Source organism: Planifilum fimeticola (assembly GCF_003001905.1).
In the GTDB taxonomy this organism is placed as follows: domain Bacteria; phylum Bacillota; class Bacilli; order Thermoactinomycetales; family DSM-44946; genus Planifilum; species Planifilum fimeticola.
Window position 1 is genome coordinate 13,618 of record NZ_PVNE01000020.1, and the last position, 18,960, is coordinate 32,577.

Consider the following 18,960-nt stretch of genomic DNA (forward strand, 5'->3'; position numbering starts at 1 on the left):
TTCCCGGCGGGGGAGATCTTTTTGCGTACGCAAGGGTTTCGGTTCTCGAGGTTGACAAGCCTTTTCCGGTGATAATAGGATGTTCCTAGGAGACTGAAATTTGAAACAGCGTTGCCGAAAGGGACATCGTTGCGCAAGGGAATCATTTTGAAACATCAGGGCGGGAGGTTAAGCATGAAAGGACAAACCGTGATCGTCACCGGCGGGAGCAGCGGGATCGGGAAAGGGATCGCCGCCAGGCTGTGCCGGGACGGAGCCCATGTGGCGATCATCGGCCGGGACGAGGAGAAGCTGAGCCGGGCCAGGGCGGAAATCGAAACCTTTGACGGCCAAGTGTTGACCATTCCCATGGATGTCCGCAATCCGGATCAGGTGGCGGAGATGGTGGAAAAGACCAAGGAGCGGTTCGGCCGGATTGACCATCTGATCAACAATGCGGCGGGCAATTTCATCGTCCATGCGGAGGATTTGTCCATCAACGGATGGAATGCGGTGATCAACATCGTGTTGAACGGGACCTGGTACTGTTCCCAGGCGGTGGCGAAGGACTGGATCGCCTCCGGCGGGAAGGGTTCCATCGTCAACATCGTCGCCACCTATGCCTGGACGGGGTGCGCCGGCGTGGTTCATTCCGCGGCGGCCAAGGCGGGCGTGCTGGCCATGAGCCAGACCCTGGCGGTGGAATGGGGCAGAAAGTACGGAATCCGCGTCAACTGCGTGGCCCCGGGACCGATTGAAAATACCGGCGGAACGGAGAAGCTGATTCTTTCCGACGAGATGAGAAAGCAGCTGCTCGACCACATCCCCCTCGGCCGGCTGGGACGGGTGGAGGAAGTGGCCGACGTGGTGGCGTTCCTCCTTTCCGACCGGGCCGAGTATATCAACGGTGCATGCATCACCGTCGACGCCGGCCTGTGGTTGGCGGGGCGGCGGATGATTTGAAGGATGGGGGTGATAAGATGCGCGTGCTGGTAACGGGAGGAACCGGTTTTGTCGGTCGGAACCTGCTTCACCACTTGCATGAACAGGGTCATGACATCACCCTACTTCACCGTCCCACCTCCAGACTGATCGACTTGCCGGAAGGAATCCGCCGCGTGACGGGGGAATTGACCCGCCCCGAGACGATCCGCGATGTTTGCAAGGGAATGGACTGGGTTTTTCACGTGGCGGGAGACGTCACCTGGGGGAGACGCCTGCGCAAGCGGATGTTTGCCAACAATTTGGAAGCCACCCGAAATCTCCTCGCCGAGGCGGAGCGAAGCGGCGTCAGACGCTTTGTCTACACCAGTTCCGCGGCCGCCGTCGGACTTCCCGATTCCGAGCAGCTGGCGGATGAGACGTTTCCCTTCAACGGATACGAGCTGAACGTGGGCTATGCCATCGCCAAGCGCCAGGCGGAGGAAGCGGTTTTGGACCGGGCGGTGCAGGGATTCCCCGCGGTGGTGGTCAATCCGACGGTCGTCATAGGCATCCGCACCTACAGCTCCTCCTTTTTTGCCGCGGTGGCCAAGGGGCGGCTCAGGATCGCACCCGACGGCGGGGTAAACCTGGTCGATGTGGAGGACGTGGCCCGCGGGCATTTGCTGGCCGCGGAAAAGGGAAGGGTGGGGGAGCGGTACCTTTTGGGAGGAACCAACCTGTCCTTTCTGGAGGCGTTCCAAAAAATCGCCGAGGCGGGGGGACATGGGGGGAGGATGCGCCTCCTCCGCAAGCCGGTGGCGATACCCCTTTCGCTGGCGGCGGAGGCGGCGGCGCTGCTGAGCGGCGGGGAGCCCGCCCTCGCGTGGGATTTGGCGAAGCTTTCCGGGCGGAAGCTCTATTATTCCTCCGACAAGGCCGCGCGGGAGTTGGGTTATTCCCCCACCCCCTTCGAAAAGACGGTGGAAAAGACGGTGCGGTGGCTGAAGGAACGCTGGAAGTCGGCGGACCGCGGTTGAGGGGAGACGAACAACCGGCTACAATGGGAGGTGGACATTGACTTGGAGAGTGACGCGCATTGACGACGGACCAACAGTGGCGCCTGCTTCGCACCGGAAAAAGGAGCGGTGCGGAAAACATGGCCATCGATGAAGCGATTCTCATTGCCGGAGGGGAGGGGAAGGCCCCGCCGACGATTCGTTTCTACGGATGGGAACCGCCCACCCTCTCCATCGGATATTTTCAGCGGGCATCCCGCGAAGTGGATCTTGAGCGGCTGAAGCAGCGGGGGCTCGGATTTGTCCGGCGGCCCACGGGCGGCCGGGCCGTGCTGCATGATCAGGAACTGACCTACAGCGTCATCGTCGCGGAAGATGTTCCGGGGATGCCGTCCTCGGTGATTCAGTCCTACCGGGTGATCAGCACGGGACTTCTGGAGGGGTTCCGCCTGCTGGGCCTGGCGGCGGAGATGGTTTCCCTCGAGGGAAAGTCGGCGCAAAGCGGTTCCCCCGATTCCGCCGCCTGTTTCGATTCCCCCTCCTGGTATGAGTTGGTTGTGGAGGGGAGGAAGGTGGCGGGGAGCGCCCAGACCCGGCAGCGGGGGATGATCTTGCAGCATGGCTCCATTCTGCTCGATTTGGATGTGGATCTGCTGTTCGATGTGCTCAGGTTTTCTTCGGAACGGGTCAAGGAGCGGATGAAGCGGACCTTTTTGGGGAAGGCGGCGGCGATCAACCAGCTTCGACGGTCGCCGGTGACCCTGGAGGAAGCGGAAGAGGCCTTCGTTGAGGGGTTTGCCCGCGGATTGGGCGTCCGACTCGTCGAAGGGGAGCTGACGCCCTATGAACAGAAGTTGGCGGAGGAGCTGGCGGAAAATCGCTATGCCTCCGATGAATGGAACATGAGGCGCTGAACAGGCGACCTGTGCAACCAATTCCCGGGAAACGCGCCCTCCCGGGAATTTGTTTTTAAGTAGCGGAGCGCCGGAGATGCCAATCCTTTCCTTTTCAGGGGAGGGTTTGCCCTTGATAAGATGGATGATTCAGATTACGATAAAAATGTGCAAAAACTCCACTTTCTGAATTGAAGACCAAGGGGGGTCAAGAATGAGCCCGCTAGTTGTCACAATTGGCGTACTTATTTTGTTTTTCCTGGGGTACCGGTTTTATTCGAAATATCTCTCCGAAAAGGTATTCCGGCTGGATCCAAATTTTCGCACCCCTGCCCACGAATTTAACGACGGGGTGGATTATGTCCCCACCAACAAGTTCGTGCTGTGGGGACACCACTACAGTTCGGTGGCGGGTGCTGCGCCGATCGTCGGACCGGCCATCGCGATGATCTGGGGTTGGGGGCCGGCCCTTTTGTGGGTGGCCCTGGGGACGATCTTTTTTGCGGGGATGCACGATTTCGGAACCCTTTGGGCTTCGGTGCGCAACCGGGGAGAGTCGATCGGTTCGATCACTCGCAATGTGATCGGCGAACGCGCCAAAAATCTGTTTCTTCTGATCATTTTCTTTTTGTTGGTTCTGGTCAATGCGGTCTTTGCGGTGACCATCGCCAATCTGTTCACCGCCTTCCCTGCCAGCGTGCTGCCGTACTGGTTGCAGGTGCCCGTGGCCATCGCGGTCGGGGTCCTGGTGTACAAGCGGGGAGCGGGGCTTTTCTGGCCGTCTATCATCGCCCTTGTCCTCCTGTTCGCCTTTATCTTCGTCGGGGAGGCTTTTCCGGTGGAGCTGCCGAAGGAGATCGGCGGTCTCTCTTCCACGGCCTGGTGGGTCCTGATCATGCTCCTTTACGGGGCCATCGCCTCCCGCTTGCCGGTCTGGCTGCTGTTGCAACCCCGGGATTATATCAACTCCCACATGCTGTTTTTGGGATTGATCGTGATTTATCTCGGACTGTTCGCCGGCAATCCGGAGTTCATCGCTCCCGCGTTCCGGGAGGCGCCGGCGGATGCCCCGCCGCTTTTGCCGCTCTTGTTCGTCACGGTTGCTTGCGGGGCCATTTCCGGTTTCCACGGATTGGTCGGTTCCGGAACCAGCTCCAAGCAGATCGATAAGGAAACGGATGCCCGCTTTGTCGGATATTTCGGAGCGATGGGCGAAGGAATGCTGGCCCTTGCCGCCATCATGGCCACTGCGGCGGGCTTCGCTTCCCTGGATGCCTGGAGTGAGCATTATGCCAGCTGGAAGTCGGCCAGTGCGGGCGGAACGGCCGCCTTTGTGACGGGGGCCGGCAACTTCCTGTCCAATCTGGGGATTCCCGAAGCGATCGGGACGACCTTTATCTCCATCATGGTCATCGCCTTTGCCGCGACGACACTGGACACCTCGATGCGGCTGCAGCGGTTCATCCTGTCCGAGATCGGGGAACAATACAAGATCAAATCCCTGCAAAACATCAATGTTAGCACCGTCGTCACGCTGATCACCTGCGCCGCTCTGGCCTTCCTGGCGGATCCCTCCAACCCGGGAGCCGGAGGGATGATCCTGTGGCCCCTGTTCGGGACGACCAACCAGTTGACGGCCGGCTTGTCCCTGTTGGTGCTGACGCTGATTCTGTGGCGGTGGGGGCGCAATTACCTGGTTTCGCTGATTCCCTTGATCTTTATCGTCGCCATGACCATGTCCAGCATGGTGCTCAGCATTATTGATTTCATCAATCAAGGGAACACTTTGCTGGTGGTGATCGGAACGATCATCCTCGCCCTGAATGCTTGGCTGATATTGGAGGGGCTGTTGGCGGTGAACCGCCTGAGACAAGAGAACCGGATTTCGGCATGAACCGAGGAGGGATATCCCGTTGAGTCAAGCGTTCTTTTCGAAGTGGCGTAAGCATCTGAAACAGATCAAGAACTTTTATGAAGAAATGTATTTTGTCCCGTACCGTCGGACGATGAAACGGGAGATCCGTGACGAAGAAGATGTCTTCAAGCTGTTGGCGTTTTCCGAGATGCTGGGGATTCCCAATCCGGTGTCCTACTACACCTTGGAGTTGATCCCCTTCATGTTGGAGGATTTCCACGAGTGGCATCGGCGCATGGGAATGGAGAAATCGCCTCTGGATGGTTTTCGGTGCTGTTAGGTTCCCCATCTCAGGGGTTGGAAAAGGCAGAAGGAGTCGTCGGATGTGAAGGGACACACAGGTGAGCGAATCGCCTTTTTCGGCGGAAAGGGCGGAGTGGGGAAAACAACCTGCTCCGTCGCCTATGCTTTATCCTTGGCGGAAAAGGGGCAACGGACGCTGCTTGTTTCGACGGATCCCGCGCATTCCTTGGGCGATTTGCTGAATGTGCGGATCGGGGATGATAGCTTGAAGGTGAGTGATTTCCTCTATGTGCGGGAGATCGACCCGAAGCGGGCTTCCCGTCGTTACCTGGAGGAAGTAAAGGAAAATATGCGGGAATTGGCTGCGCCCAGATTGTGGAAGGAAGTGGAGCGGCAGATGGATTTTGCCGCCGCTTCCCCTGGTGCGGATGAAGCGGCCCTCTTCGATGAGATGGTGTCGGTGATCCTCGAGGCGGAAGGCGCTTACGACCGGATCGTCTTTGACACCGCTCCGACCGGTCACACCCTGCGACTGCTTTCTTTGCCGGAACTGATGGGGGTATGGATCGAGGGGATGCTTGCCCGCCGCAGAAAAACCCGTGAATTGCAACGGATGCTCCACAATGCTTCGGGCCTGGCAGATGACGACCAACCGGAAGATCGGGTGTACGCGTTGCTCCAGAGGCGGAAGAACCGGTTTGCCTCCGCCCGGGAGCGGCTTCTCGACCCGTCGTACACCACCTTTTATTTTGTGGTCAACCCCGAAAGGCTGTCCATACTGGAAGCGTTTAATGCCCGAAAGATGCTGAACAAGTATGGGATTCCCGTCGGGGGTGTCGTGGTCAACCGGGTGATTCCCGAACAGGCGGACGGTGCCTTTCTGGCGCAGCGACGAAAGCAGGAAAAACTCCATTTGAAGGAGGTGGAGGAGCGATTCGGCGACCTTCCCCTCCTGTATGTCCCGCTGGAACCCGAGGATATTCAGGGAATCGCAGGGGTCCGTACAATCTCCGAACGCTTCCGACGGGAAAGTTTCGGGGGGATCCAATAAAACTATCCAGTATGCTGTCCGTTTTTTCATGCAGCGGCCCCGCCTTCAGACAGGCGGGGCCTTTTTTCTCACCATGACGGAGGAGGCTATTTTCCCGAATCGATGACGATGTGAACGGGATTCCTCGGTGCGGAGGCGGAAATCCTCCTGCGGGCTTCTCGCCGGATCGCATCGTACTGGTCGGGAGGAACATCCGGATTCGGCGTGATCTTCACGATCAGCCGACGGCCCGTGTAGTACACCTCCGCTTCCTTCACCCCCGGCGTTTGGAGGGCTGCCCGCGTGATGTAGTCCTTCTGATAGGAGACGTAACTGTAGGATCGGCTGTCGTTTGCAAGGCCTTCCCGATTTTCAGGCCGTTCGGTCAGCTGGCAGGCGGTGTTCAACATCAGAGACAAGAGGGAAAAGGCGACGAACACTCCTCTGCGAAAGGACAAGTCTTCACCTCCCGTCCGTTTGCTGCGGCATCCTTCCCCGATGAGACCCGCTTTTCTTGGCGCAGGGGGTAAATCTTTTTTATATGTTGACGTGATCGGCGGCTTTCTATACGGTGAAGCCGGGACGAGCACCGGTTTCCTGACCCGACGGAATTGCAACCGTCCGTGCGTTTGTGTAGCATAGTTATACTGAAAATGGGGCAATGAGATTGTTTATCACCCTGTATGCCTCCCTGAAATTATGTTACATTGGTAGAAGAATATTTTTTCGCATTATGGCGACAAAGGGGAAGGACTTATTTCATTTTTTGTACTTCGTTGCCGCTTCTCCGCCGCTGCAAAAACGTTTAGTGGGAAGGAAGTGCATCGATGCAGTCAGATAACCGAGCCGCGGGGCGGTACTATGAACGATTTCAGGTTGTAGATACCATTCATTTTTTTAACAGAAAATTGATTCTTGCCAGGGATCCGAACGGGGATCAGGTCTTACTCCAGGAGATCGAGATGAATCGGTTCGTTCCTCCGGGAATCCGGGAGGTGCTGCGCAATTTTGACCACCCCCACGTGGCACCCATCCATGATGTCATCGAAGAAAATCGTCGGATCATATTGGTCCATCCGCCCATGATCGGGGAGCCGCTCTCCATGCTTGTCGATCCGGAGCACCCGATGCCCCCAATCCAAGCGCTTCGCATTTTTCGCAGGCTGCTGAGGACGATGGTCGATTTGTACAATCTTCCCCTTCCGATGACTACCACGTTGGATCCGAGAAACGTGATCATGAACGAGGACCATCCGCATGTGCTCTTTCTCAACTTCAAGAAGTTGTCGCCTCCCCGTTTTCATGAAAAATGGAGGGAATTGCTTTATTTTTTGCTGACCGGAGAGGAACCGGATGGGGATGTGCGCCAGTCGATCGAGGATCAAAAAAATATCCCTCCGGAATTGAGGCGGCTGATCGCCGCTTGCTTCGATCCCGCCAACACCCTTCAAGATGTGTTGGCTCTCGCGGAATCCACCCGCATTCAGCTGCCGGAGAAGAAAAACCCCTTGAAAAAGTGGATGTATCCGGTAGCGGTATCGGTTCTGGTGGTATTCGGCATTCTCCTGGGAATCCAGCTTACATCAAACACGGCGATGTCCGAACCGTTGAACCTGGATGCCCACCCCCGTCAACTGGAAACCGTTTCTCAATTCCGGTTGGATGATTCAGACCAGGTGTACTCCCTCAGCCTGCGGAAAGGGGAACCGGTACGAATCCGGGCGGAGCTGACCCGGGGGGAAAATCGTTCCTTTACCCTTGCTCTGGTGTCGGAAGAGCCGCTCCGGGGATACGGGATATACATAGACGAGCAGGGGAAGGTTTTGTTTTTGGAAAAAGTGGATGGTGAAGAACCCATCCTGAATGATCAGGATCCGACAACTCCTCCCGTCGAACCCGGCAAACGATATATCCTTGAAATAGTGTATTTTCCGGATGAACCCCTCTATGTCACGGTCATGGAGAACAGCGGGAGAAACAAGCGGGGAGTCGTCGGTCCGATTCCGGTCGAAAAGCCCTCCTGGGTGCAATTTCAGGGGGGAGAGGGAACCGTGTTGCACCGGCTGAGGGCGATTCGGTTGGACGATACGGGTCAGACGGACAATCGGGATGGGATTGCAAGCAATCTTTCCTGAAACCCTAAGAACGATAGGGTTGAGAATTCTCCCGGGCGCCCTTGCCCGGGAGATGTCGTTTTGGATCATCGGACGGACAAGTTTGTTTTTGGTAATGATTACCCTTTTTCTGAAGAAGGAGATTTGTCGAGTATTGTCGAATATGGTATTTCGTATGTAGAAAAAAACAAAATATTAATATCACTTATGTGGAGTGGAGGAGAGGTGTTTTATGGAACAGCGAGACCGTTGGGCTTCAAAAGCGGGTTTTATTCTCGCTGCGGTCGGTTCGGCGATCGGTCTGGGAAACATCTGGCGTTATCCGTACGTGGTATATGAAAACGGAGGCGGCGCCTTCCTGATTCCCTATTTCATCGCCCTGCTGACCGCCGGAATTCCGATTTTGCTCCTGGAGTATGTGATCGGTCACAAATATAAGGCTTCTCCGCCTTTCGGATTTCGAAACATTCGCAGAGGAGCGGAATGGATCGGTTGGTGGCAGGTCATCGTGGCCTTTTTCGTCGTCACTTATTACATGGCGATTCTCGGGTGGGCGCTCAGCTACACCTACTATTCCTTCGGAACCCAGTGGGGAGAGGACACGGAAGGGTTCTTCTTCAATCACTACCTCAGCATTTCCGGGGATTTCTGGGGATTTGGAGGCATTCAGTGGAAGGTTCTCATTCCCTTTGTCATCGTCTGGGCCGTCACCTACTGGATCATGCAGCGAGGCGTGAGCCGGGGGATTGAGATGGCCAACAAAATCCTGATGCCCATTTTGATCGTCATGTTGATCATCGTGACGATTCGCGGAGTGACATTGCCCGGCGCGGCCGAAGGGTTGAATGTCCTGTTCACCCCGGATTTTGGAGCCTTGGCCGATCCGAAGGTGTGGGTGCAGGCATACGGTCATGTGTTCTTTTCTCTCAGCATCGCCTTTGCCATCATGATTACCTATTCCAGTTATCTGCCGGATAAGACGGACCTGACCAACTCCGGATTGATCGCAGGATTGGCCAACAGCGGCTTTGAATTCATGGCCGCCATCGGTGTTTTCGCCACTCTGGGCTTTTTGGCGTCCGCGCAGGGGGTTGCCGTTGACGAAGTGGCCACGGCGGGGGTCGGTTTGGCCTTTGTCGTCTTCCCTCAGGTGATCAATGCCTTCCCCTTCTGGAATTCCCTGTTCGGGGTGCTGTTCTTCGGTTCGCTCCTCTTTGCCGGATTTACGTCGGCCATTTCGATTTTGGAACCCGTCGTCGCCGGCGTTCGGGAGAAATTCCATCTGTCCCGCAAAAGCGCCGTCAACTGGGTATGCGGTTTTGCTTTCCTGGTCGGTCTGCTTTACACGACCAGCGGAGGTCTCCGTTACCTCGACGTGGTGGACCATTTCACCAACCAGTACGGGATTGTCCTCGGCGGTTTGCTTGAAGTGATTCTGGTCGCTTGGATTGCCGGGAAATTGAATGAATTCCGGGAGCACGCGAACCAGATTTCCTATGTGCGGCTCGGCGGCTGGTGGAACATCTGCCTTCGGTGGGTTACGCCGATTCTGCTCACTGTCATGTTGTTGATGACGCTGGCCGACGAGTTCAGCAAGCCCTATGAAGGTTATCCCTACAGCGGATTGCTCGCCTTCGGGTGGAGCGTGCTGGGTATCGTCCTGATCGGTGCCCTGTACTTCATGAGATTGCGGCCGGAAAGGGGGAATGCGTGATGAGCGTTTCCGCCTGGATCATGTTCTTGATCGGCGCCGTCGGTTTGTGGGGAGGGCTGGCCTATTTCCTGTGGTATCACATCAAGTCGGAGAAGCGATTCCAACAGGAAAGTCAGTCCTGATCGCGAAAAAAGCCCCCCTGGCTCGGGGGCTTTTTTCAATGTTGACGCCGATCCGATCCCGCAAAAAACCCCCGCCGGGCGGGGGTTACGGGGAATCGGGTTCTTCCGACAAGATGATCTGTTTTCCCAGTTCGATGAGTCCCACGGCTTCAAAGACATTGACGCCGACCGTGTGAATGCAAGGGTTCCCCTCCTTGTCGATGGCGACCAGCACCATTCCCTCATAATCCTTCATCTCTTCGGCGATGTGCTGCAGGGCTTCCTCCATCTGTTTCTTCATGTCTTCCTCGCGCCCTTGAATCACGTCGAAGATGTGTTTGACACCGCCCATGGTCGGCCTCCTCCATCCGTGACAGTTGTTTAGGCCCGATGATCTGGGTTTGATCAGCGCCTTTCACCCATTATACCATCCATTTGCCCGCACTGATGGGCGATTTGTCCGTCAAAGGCCTTCTGCAGGCGCCGGGTGACGGGGCCGGGAACGCCGTCTCCGATCTTCCTGTCATCCACGCGGATGACCGGACAAACTTCCACCATCGTCCCCGTGATGAAGGCTTCGTCGGCGGCATACAGATCGTCGACGGAAAATGTCTCCTCCTTCACGGGAATTCCTTCATCCCCGGCGCATTTCAGAACGATGGACCGGGTGATGCCGTGGAGAATCAGGTTGTTGGCGGGGTGGGTGTACAGGGTGCCGTCCCTGACGATGAAGACATTGGAGGAGCTGCCTTCGGTGACGGTCCCGTCCCGGACCAGGATGGCCTCCTTGCACCCCTTTTCGACGGCTTCCTGTTTGGCCAGAACCGCCCCCAGCAGATTGAGGCTTTTGATGTCGCAGCGCAGCCAGCGGATATCCCTGTGGGTGCAGGTCCGGATCCCCTCCTTCAGCATGGCCTCCGGCCGGGGCACTTCCGTTGTGTAGGCGACGAGCACGGGCTCTGTCTTTTCAGGAAATGCGTGATTGCGGGGAGCCCGGCCGCGGGTGACCTGAAGGTAGATGGTTCCCTCCACAAGGCGGTTGGCATCCACCAATTGGTTGATCCGTTCGGCCAGAAGTCCAAAGTCCCAGGGAAGCGGCAGACGGATTTCCCGGGCGCTCTTTTCCAGACGGTTGAGATGCTCCGTGAGGTAAAAGGCCTTTCCGCCGTAAACGCGGATCACCTCGTATATACCGTCTCCGAACTGATATCCCCGATCCTCGATGTCCACGGATGCTTCGTTTCGCGGGATCAATCGATCGTTCCACAAAATCACGGCTGATTCCCCCTCGTCGGCGGATGTTTTTTCATCACGCGGCCAGGCCGCAAGCCGGTCCAGACGGATGGGCACGCTTTAGGGATATGCCTTGTCAACGGCATCCTTTACCGTTTTCCGTCTTATTTGTAGTTTGCCTCAAGTTCCGCTTTATCGCAACATAGAAGAAAATCCGGAAAGGATCGATGGAAACGGGATGGAAACGATCCCCGGAGAAAATCAACCGGTGAATCGGTTCGATAATCCGTGGAAGAATCAGAGAGAGGCAGATAATGCGACTCCTTGTCCCGAAACCGCAAATTCCGGATTTTACACAATATATTGTAGTGATATAATTGCATTGTGCCTACATATTGAGATCGAGGAGGAATCCCTTTGAGAATCCCACGCCGATTTACCCGTCACGGAGAAGATCCCTATCAATCCGTGGAGTATGAGCGGCGGGATTGCCGCATCACCAACCCGGATGGATCTGTCGTCTTTGAAATGAAGGGAGCGGAAGTTCCGAAGCGATGGTCTCAGGTCGCGTCGGACATCTTGATATCCAAGTATTTTCGCAAGGCGGGAGTTCCCCAGCTGGACGAGGAGGGCAAACCCATCCTCGACGAAGAGGGGCGTCCGGTAACCGGGCCCGAAAGGAGCGTCAAACAGGTGGTTCACCGCCTTGCCGGCTGTTGGAGAGACTGGGGTCAGCGATACGGCTATTTCGATTCCGAGGAGGATGCCCAGGCCTTTTACGATGAGCTGGTCTACATGATGCTCAACCAGATGGCCGCCCCCAACTCCCCCCAATGGTTCAACACGGGGCTCCATTACGCCTACGGAATCTCCGGCAAGCCGCAGGGCCATTATTACGTGGATCCGGAGACGGAGGAAGTGAAGCAGGGGGAAGACGCTTACAGCCGGCCGCAGCCCCATGCCTGCTTTATTCAGTCCGTCGAGGATGATTTGGTCAACGAGGGCGGCATCATGGATCTGTGGTTGCGGGAGGCCCGTCTTTTCAAATACGGAAGCGGCACGGGAACCAACTTTTCCAACATCCGCGGGAAAGGGGAACCCCTGTCCGGAGGGGGTACATCGTCGGGGCTTCTCTCCTTCCTGAAAATCGGGGATCGGGCGGCCGGAGCCATCAAGTCGGGAGGCACCACCCGGCGGGCGGCGAAAATGGTCTGCCTCGACCTGGATCATCCGGATGTGGAGGAGTTCATCAACTGGAAATCGGAGGAGGAAAAGAAGGTTCGTGCACTCATTCGCGCCGGTTACGATCCCTCCTTCAACGGCGAGGCGTACGATACCGTCTCGGGACAGAATTCCAACAACTCGGTGCGCATTCCCCATGAATTTTTCTACGCGCTGCAGGAGGACGGCGGCTGGGCGCTGAAATACAGGACCACCGGGAAGGTCAAGAAGGTGGTCCGCGCCAAGGAATTGTGGAATCAGATCGGACATGCCGCCTGGGAGTGCGCCGATCCGGGCGTCCAGTACGACGGGACGATCAATGAATGGCACACCTGCCCCGGCGGTATGGACGGACAGGTGGGGGCCCGCCACAATCGGATCAATGCTTCCAACCCTTGCAGTGAATACATGTTTTTGGACAACACCGCCTGTAACCTGGCGTCCCTCAACCTGATGAAGTTTTACGACGCCGAAACCCGGTCCTTCGACATTCCGTCCTTCAAACATGCGGTCCGCCTGTGGACGATCGTTTTGGAGATCTCCGTCCTGATGGCCCAATACCCCTCCAGGGAGATCGCCAGGCTCTCCTATGAGTACCGCACGCTGGGATTGGGCTATGCCAACATCGGAACGCTGCTGATGGTGTCCGGGATTCCCTACGATTCCGAGGAGGCCTTGGCCATCACCGGAGCCATCACCGCGCTGATGACCGGCACCGCGTACGTCACCTCGGCGGAAATGGCCAAAGAGCTGGGCCCCTTCAAGGCGTTCCCCGTCAACCGGGAGCACATGCTCAGGGTGATCCGCAATCACCGCCGTGCGGCCTACAACGCACCGGAGGAGGAGTATGAAGGACTGACCATCAAGCCGATGGGGATTCATCCCACGAAATGCCCCCCGGATCTGCTCAAGGCCGCGCGGGAGAGTTGGGATGAGGCCCTGGAGATGGGCGAGAAATACGGCTATCGCAACGCGCAGACCACCCTCATCGCCCCCACGGGGACGATCGGTTTGCTGATGGATTGCGACACTACCGGCATCGAGCCCGATTTTGCTCTGGTCAAATTTAAAAAGCTGGCGGGCGGAGGGTACTTCAAGATCGCCAACCAATCGATCCGTCCCGCCCTGAAAAATCTCGGGTACAACTCCGAGCAGATCGAAGACATTCTCCGGTACGTGATGGGAACCCTCTCCCTGGAGGGAGCGCCCCACATCAACCGGGAAACGCTCAAGGAGAAGGGGTTCACCGAGGAAGATCTGGAGAAGGTGGAAAAGGCCCTGCCCACGGTGTTTGAGCTTCCCTTCGCCTTCAACGTGTGGATCCTGGGGGAAGATTGCCTGAAGCGGCTGGGCTTCAAACCGGAGGAATACCGTGATCCCGGTTTCAATCTGCTGAAGGAACTGGGTTTCAGCCAGCGGGAGATCGAGGAAGCCAGCGACGTGATCTGCGGGATGATGACCATCGAAGGGGCGCCTCACTTGAAGGAGGAACATTATCCCGTCTTTGACACGGCGAATCCCTGCGGCAAACACGGGAAACGGTTCATCCACTACATGGGCCATCTGCGGATGATGGCCGCGGCCCAGTCCTTCCTGAGCGGGGCGATCTCCAAGACGATCAACATGCCCGCCGATGCCACCGTGGACGACATCCTGGACGCCTACGAGCAGGGTTGGCGTCTGGGACTGAAAGCCGTGGCCCTTTACCGGGACGGTTCGAAGAGCTCGCAACCGCTGAATGCGCGGGGAGAGAACAAAGAGGATGAAGCGGAGGAGGAGCCTACCGCCGGTGCCGCTTCCGCCGCGACGAAACTGACCGAAATTTACGCGACGGGACACGTGCCCAGCGTCCGGCGCAGACTTCCCCGCAAGCGGGAAGGATTCACTCAGGAAGCGCGGATTGCCGGACAGAAGATCTTCGTCCGGACCGGCGAATACGAAGACGGTTCCCTCGGCGAGATTTTCATCGACATGCACAAGGCGGGCAGCACGATGCGGGGACTGTTGGACGCCTTTGCCGTGGCGGTGTCCCTCGGTCTGCAGCACGGGGTGCCGCTGGAAAAGTACGTTAACTCGATGACCTTCACCCGGTTTGAACCGGCGGGCCCGGTGGAGCATCCCAACATCAAGATGGCGACGTCGGTCATCGACTACGTTTTCCGGATGCTCGGGATGGAGTATCTGGGCCGGACCGACTTTGTTCAGGTTCCGCCGAAGAAGGAAGAATTGAGAATGTACGCCAACCGTCTCAAGAAGGAGCGAATCCGCCGGGAAGAGCAGGAGGCGGCGGATGCCCGGGCGAACCAGGAACTGGATCAGGGATACAGAGAGGTGACCGGAGGTCTCGCAGAAGATGAACGGGACGGCGTGACCCCTCAGGACAATCTGGATGCGATCCGGGCCAGCAGCGGCGCCCCCCTGTGCATCGAATGCGGGGGCATGACCAAGCGCAACGGTTCCTGCTATGTTTGCCTCGATTGCGGGGCGACCACCGGTTGTTCCTGAGGAAACCTCCTGTGCCCGTGCCGATTTTTTGCGGCACGGGACTCTCTTTTTATCCGTTGATTTTCTCCCACACCGCTTCGGCGATGACCCGGTGGCCCTCCCCGTTGGGATGGATCGGGTTTTCTCCCAACAGGCGGTAGTCTGAAAGGCTGCCCGTGCGGAAGCCGTCGATCAGGAAAGGCTCCCTCCCCAAAAATCGATCATGGATGTCGATGACGGGTATATTCCACCGGGAGGCCACTCCGTCAATGATGGCGTTCATCACCTCCACCCGGTGGACGGCCAGAGGGGAAAGGGGGAAGGGATTGTACAGGTTTAGAAGGAGCAGGGGACTGCGGTTTGCGCGGCGGATCACGCCGATCAGCCGATCCAGATGATGGCCGTAACGGTGCATGGATCGGGGGATGGCGTCCGGGTGTCGGAAGAGGATCATTTTCAGATAGGCGTGGAGGAGGTCGTTTCCTCCGATCCAGAGCGTCATCAGATCCGCCCGCCGGAGAGCGGAATGAAAAAAGGGAGAAAAGGTCATGTAAAACAGGAGATCACCGCTGGTCGCCCCTTTTTTTCCGCAGTTGGCAACCCTTACGCGCGGAAAGCGGGAACCGAGTCGAAAGCCCAGCATGTCCACAAAGCCGCGCCGGCGAGGAGCGCTGTAACCTGCTGTGATCGAATCGCCGAAGGCCACGTAGTGAAAGGGTTTCAATCGTGTTCTCCCCTTTACCCTGAAGGCATGTGGAACAGGTCCGCCGGAGCCAGCGCGTCCGATGACGGGATGTCGAGAAAAGGGGGCGCCTTGTTCGATCCGAAGCGCCCCCTGCGGCCCGGTGCGGATTGGTTTGCAGCGTTGAAATGAAAGTGGGTCCGGCCTTTTCCGCTTTTGTCGGAACGAAGTTACAGGATATTCTATGACGGGAAGGGCATCGGGGACAGGGCGGATGTTTCTTCCGATCCGCCCCGTACCGGCGGAAGGGTATGACGTCCGGCTTTTTTGGGTAAGGAGATGTTGAGTTGATTCAATCTGACGGCTGATTTTAAAAGCCGGTAGAAGGACGGGGTATGGCAAGTGGCGATATTTGCGATCAGCGATCTTCATCTTTCCTTCAACAAACCGACGGGATTATTCAATGTGGAGCACGACGAAGACGTGTACAAGCCGATGGATGTTTTCGGATGGGATCGCCATTACGAGAAGATCCGGGATGCTTGGCTGGAGACGGTGGGGGAAGAGGATACGGTGCTGATTCCCGGGGATATCAGCTGGGGCATGAATCTGGAGGAGGCGCGCCACGACTTCGAGTGGATCTCCCAGCTGCCCGGGCGGAAGGTGATGTCCCCCGGCAATCATTGTTATTACGCCCAGAGCAAAAAAAAGGTGCGCCAAGCCCTGCCGGGGGGAATGGAGTGGATTGACGCGGACTACACCGTCGTTGAAGGAGTGGCCGTTGCCGGCACCAGGGGATGGAATCTCCCCGGAGACAGGTATTGGGACGAGGGGAGGGACCGGAGAATCTACGAGCGACAGGTGGGGCGCCTTCGACTGGCGCTGGAAGCGGTGGTGCGGGATTGCCCGGACCTGCCCCGGGTGGCGATGCTTCATTTTCCTCCGGTCACCAAAAAGATTACCGCATCCGGTTTTCTGGACGTGATGAAAGAGTTTGATGTGCGCACCTGCGTTTACGGCCATCTGCACGGGGCCGCCCACAAGGAGGCGGTTGAAGGGGAGTTTGAGGGAATCCACCTTCAGCTGGTTTCCTGCGATTATCTGAACTTTCGTCCCGTTCCCCTTCATCTGGAGGAAGTTTCCTCCCGCTGACCGCGTCAGAGGGACAAGGGAATTTCTTTGGTCACTTCTTCGACCAGGGTACCCTCTTCGATCAGCCGTGCGGCTTCCTCGATGTCGGGGGATCCTTCGCGATCCTCCTTCAGGGGCGGAACGCGATCGCGGAGCAGGCGATGGGCAATTCGGGTTCCCACTCCCGGCGTTTTCCCGGCAAATTCCAAAGCCTGGGCGGCGCACAGGTATTCGATAGCCAACACCCGCGTCACGTTGTGCACGACCGCTTGCAGTTTTTTGGCGCCGATGGCCCCCATGCTCACATGGTCCTCCTGGTTGGCGGAGGAAGGAATGGAATCGACGGATGCCGGGTGACAGAGGGTTTTGTTTTCCGATACCAGGGATGCTGCCACGTATTGCAGGATCATGTATCCCGAATGCAGGCCGCCCCTGCGGGTGAGAAAGGGTGGGAGGCCGCTCAGATTCGGGTTGACCAGCCGTTCCGTCCTGCGTTCGGAAATGTTGGCCAGCTCCGCCAGGGCGATGGCCAGAAAATCGGCGGCGAGGGCGACGGGTTGACCGTGAAAGTTTCCTCCCGATATCACCAGTTCCTCCTCGGGGAAAAGCAAGGGATTGTCCGTTGCCGCGTTCATCTCCCGCGTGATCACGCCTTCCACATACCGGAAGGCATCCTTGGAGGCCCCGTGCACCTGAGGCATGCACCGCAAGCTGTAGGCGTCCTGAACCCGTCTCTGCCCGGGGCGGCTGACCAGCAGGCTTTCACGGATCAAGGAGCGCAGGTTTTCCGCAGAGGTGATCTGCCCCCGGTGGCCCCGCACTTTTTGCAGGAGGGGATGGAAGGCATGGGGGATGCCGCCGAGGGCTTCCAGGGTCATCGCACCGATGATGTCTGCGGAGAGCAGGAGGCGCTCGGAAGCGACCAAAGCCAAAGCGGTCAGACTGGTCATCATCTGGGTGCCGTTGATCAGCGCCAGCCCCTCTTTGGCCTCCAATTCAACGGGGGCCAGTCCGGCGAGACGGAGGGCCTGGTCTGACGGCATCCGCTTTCCCCGATACCACACATTCCCCCTCCCGAGCAGGGGCAGGGCCATGTGGGCGAGGGGGGCGAGATCTCCGCTGGCGCCCAAGGAACCCTGGGACGGGATGCACGGATGGATCTCCCGGTTCAACAGATCGATCAGCCTTTGCACGACGGCGGGGCGGATTCCGGAAAACCCCTTGGCCAAGGCATTGGCCCGGAGCAGAATCATGCCCCGGACGGCTTCCACAGGCAGGAGCTCTCCCACTCCGCAGGCGTGGCTGCGGATCAGATTGAGCTGCAGTTCCGCCGATTGATCGCGGCTGATGACCGTGTCGCTGAATTTCCCGAATCCGGTGGTGATGCCGTACACGGTCTGTTCCTCGAGGACCAGCTGTTCCACCATCCGACGGGAAGACTCCATCCGCTCGATCGCCTTCGGATCGAGCACCACGGGGCGGCGGCGGAAGACGACATCGGCGAAATCCTTCAGGGTCAAGGCTTCGCCGCTCAGGACGAGGGCGGGTCGTTGATCCATGAGATCGCTTTCCTCCTTTATCAGAGCGAAGTGATACGTGGAAGGGGGGATCAGGTTAGAAACCCAATCCCCCCTTTCGGATCACTTTCGGAATATGCGTATGGACGAATGTATTGTATGCGATTCATTCTCACTTTGCAAGCGAAGGAATGACCGGCGGGTTTTTTGGTTAAAACGGATGTGAGCTTTGGTTATTTTATGATAAAATAAAAACCCAGAGCAGGACCGTTGTTCAAGGCGTACAGTCGCATAAATCGTTCGCGAGTGACAGGGGGTCAGTTTCATGCCAACGCCCAGCATGGAAGATTATTTGGAGAATATTTACAAACTGATCAATCAAAAGGGATATGCCAGGGTCTCGGACATCGCCGAAGCGTTGGAGGTTCACCCCTCTTCCGTAACCAAAATGGTTCAGAAGCTGGATCGGGGGAAATATCTGGTCTATGAGAAGTATCGGGGTTTGGTGCTGACCCCCAAAGGGCGGAAAATGGGCAAGCGGTTGGTGGACCGCCACCAACTGTTGGAGGAATTTTTGCGGATCATCGGTGTCAGCGAGGAATTGATCTACGATGATGTTGAGGGGATTGAGCACCATCTCAGCTGGGATTCGATCACGTGCATCGAATATCTGGTTCAGTATTTCCAGCAAAATCCGGAGCGGATCGCCGAGTTGCGGGCTTTGAAGGAAGCGGGCGAAATGGAGGAGGACGTCAATCCGTAA

General features: G+C 57.4%; 17 protein-coding genes. 12 read left to right on the forward strand and 5 right to left on the reverse strand.

Annotation, left to right across the window (positions count from 1 at the left end):
- Positions 1-174 precede the first annotated feature (174 nt).
- The 6 genes from fadH to CLV97_RS12140 all read left to right on the forward strand — a co-directional run bounded on the left by fadH (position 175) and on the right by CLV97_RS12140 (position 6,021).
- Positions 175-942 carry a 2,4-dienoyl-CoA reductase gene (gene fadH, locus CLV97_RS12115; protein WP_106345846.1) on the forward strand — a complete coding sequence of 256 codons (768 nt, stop codon included), beginning with the start codon at positions 175-177 and terminating at the stop codon, positions 940-942.
- Positions 943-959: 17 nt separating this feature from the next.
- Positions 960-1,940 (forward strand): NAD-dependent epimerase/dehydratase family protein, encoded by a 981-nt coding sequence (locus CLV97_RS12120; protein WP_170070500.1) that lies wholly within the window; start codon positions 960-962, stop codon positions 1,938-1,940.
- A 119-nt stretch (positions 1,941-2,059) separates the two neighbouring features.
- Entirely contained in the window at positions 2,060-2,833 is a 774-nt protein-coding gene (locus CLV97_RS12125) for a lipoate--protein ligase family protein (protein WP_106345847.1), read from the forward strand.
- Between the two features lie 193 nt (positions 2,834-3,026).
- Entirely contained in the window at positions 3,027-4,706 is a 1,680-nt protein-coding gene (locus CLV97_RS12130; protein ID WP_106345797.1) for a carbon starvation CstA family protein, read from the forward strand.
- A gap of 19 nt (positions 4,707-4,725) precedes the next feature.
- Complete coding sequence (locus CLV97_RS12135) at positions 4,726-5,007, forward strand: cory-CC-star protein (protein WP_281257611.1); 282 nt, start codon at positions 4,726-4,728, stop codon at positions 5,005-5,007.
- Positions 5,008-5,052: 45 nt separating this feature from the next.
- Positions 5,053-6,021, forward strand: coding sequence for an ArsA family ATPase (locus CLV97_RS12140; RefSeq protein WP_106345798.1), 969 nt, complete (start codon positions 5,053-5,055; stop codon positions 6,019-6,021).
- A gap of 86 nt (positions 6,022-6,107) precedes the next feature.
- On the opposite strand, the gene CLV97_RS12145 is transcribed toward CLV97_RS12140, so the two are convergent.
- Positions 6,108-6,458, reverse strand: a complete 351-nt coding sequence (locus tag CLV97_RS12145) for a hypothetical protein (protein WP_106345799.1) — start codon at positions 6,456-6,458, stop codon at positions 6,108-6,110.
- Between the two features lie 504 nt (positions 6,459-6,962).
- Here CLV97_RS12145 and CLV97_RS12150 point away from each other — a divergent pair.
- The 3 genes from CLV97_RS12150 to CLV97_RS12160 all read left to right on the forward strand — a co-directional run bounded on the left by CLV97_RS12150 (position 6,963) and on the right by CLV97_RS12160 (position 9,950).
- Positions 6,963-8,135: a serine/threonine-protein kinase gene (locus tag CLV97_RS12150; protein WP_146130483.1), complete on the forward strand. Its 1,173-nt coding sequence runs from the start codon at positions 6,963-6,965 to the stop codon at positions 8,133-8,135.
- A gap of 211 nt (positions 8,136-8,346) precedes the next feature.
- A complete protein-coding gene (locus CLV97_RS12155) occupies positions 8,347-9,828 on the forward strand; it encodes a sodium-dependent transporter (RefSeq protein ID WP_106345801.1) in 1,482 nt (493 codons plus the stop codon).
- Positions 9,828-9,950, forward strand: coding sequence for a MetS family NSS transporter small subunit (locus tag CLV97_RS12160; RefSeq protein ID WP_106345802.1), 123 nt, complete (start codon positions 9,828-9,830; stop codon positions 9,948-9,950). Before CLV97_RS12155 ends, CLV97_RS12160 begins: the two co-directional genes overlap by 1 nt.
- 85 nt (positions 9,951-10,035) lie before the next feature.
- Here CLV97_RS12160 and CLV97_RS12165 read toward each other — a convergent pair whose 3' ends face one another.
- A complete protein-coding gene (locus CLV97_RS12165) occupies positions 10,036-10,281 on the reverse strand; it encodes a hypothetical protein (RefSeq protein ID WP_106345803.1) in 246 nt (81 codons plus the stop codon).
- A gap of 53 nt (positions 10,282-10,334) precedes the next feature.
- Positions 10,335-11,204, reverse strand: a complete 870-nt coding sequence (gene dat, locus CLV97_RS12170) for a D-amino-acid transaminase (protein WP_106345849.1) — start codon at positions 11,202-11,204, stop codon at positions 10,335-10,337.
- Positions 11,205-11,579: 375 nt separating this feature from the next.
- On the opposite strand from dat, the gene CLV97_RS12175 reads away from it, so the two are divergent.
- Entirely contained in the window at positions 11,580-14,888 is a 3,309-nt protein-coding gene (locus CLV97_RS12175) for a vitamin B12-dependent ribonucleotide reductase (protein ID WP_245891522.1), read from the forward strand.
- Positions 14,889-14,937: 49 nt separating this feature from the next.
- Here the strand turns inward: CLV97_RS12175 and CLV97_RS18195 are convergent, their stop codons facing one another.
- Positions 14,938-15,591 (reverse strand): SGNH/GDSL hydrolase family protein, encoded by a 654-nt coding sequence (locus tag CLV97_RS18195; protein WP_170070501.1) that lies wholly within the window; start codon positions 15,589-15,591, stop codon positions 14,938-14,940.
- Positions 15,592-15,951: 360 nt separating this feature from the next.
- Between CLV97_RS18195 and CLV97_RS12185 the strand changes: the two genes are divergently transcribed.
- Positions 15,952-16,701 (forward strand): metallophosphoesterase, encoded by a 750-nt coding sequence (locus CLV97_RS12185; protein ID WP_245891523.1) that lies wholly within the window; start codon positions 15,952-15,954, stop codon positions 16,699-16,701.
- Positions 16,702-16,706: 5 nt separating this feature from the next.
- On the opposite strand, the gene hutH is transcribed toward CLV97_RS12185, so the two are convergent.
- Positions 16,707-18,239, reverse strand: coding sequence for a histidine ammonia-lyase (gene hutH, locus CLV97_RS12190; RefSeq protein WP_106345806.1), 1,533 nt, complete (start codon positions 18,237-18,239; stop codon positions 16,707-16,709).
- A gap of 283 nt (positions 18,240-18,522) precedes the next feature.
- Between hutH and mntR the strand changes: the two genes are divergently transcribed.
- On the forward strand, positions 18,523-18,960 hold the full coding sequence (gene mntR, locus CLV97_RS12195; protein ID WP_106345807.1) for a transcriptional regulator MntR: 438 nt from the start codon (positions 18,523-18,525) through the stop codon (positions 18,958-18,960).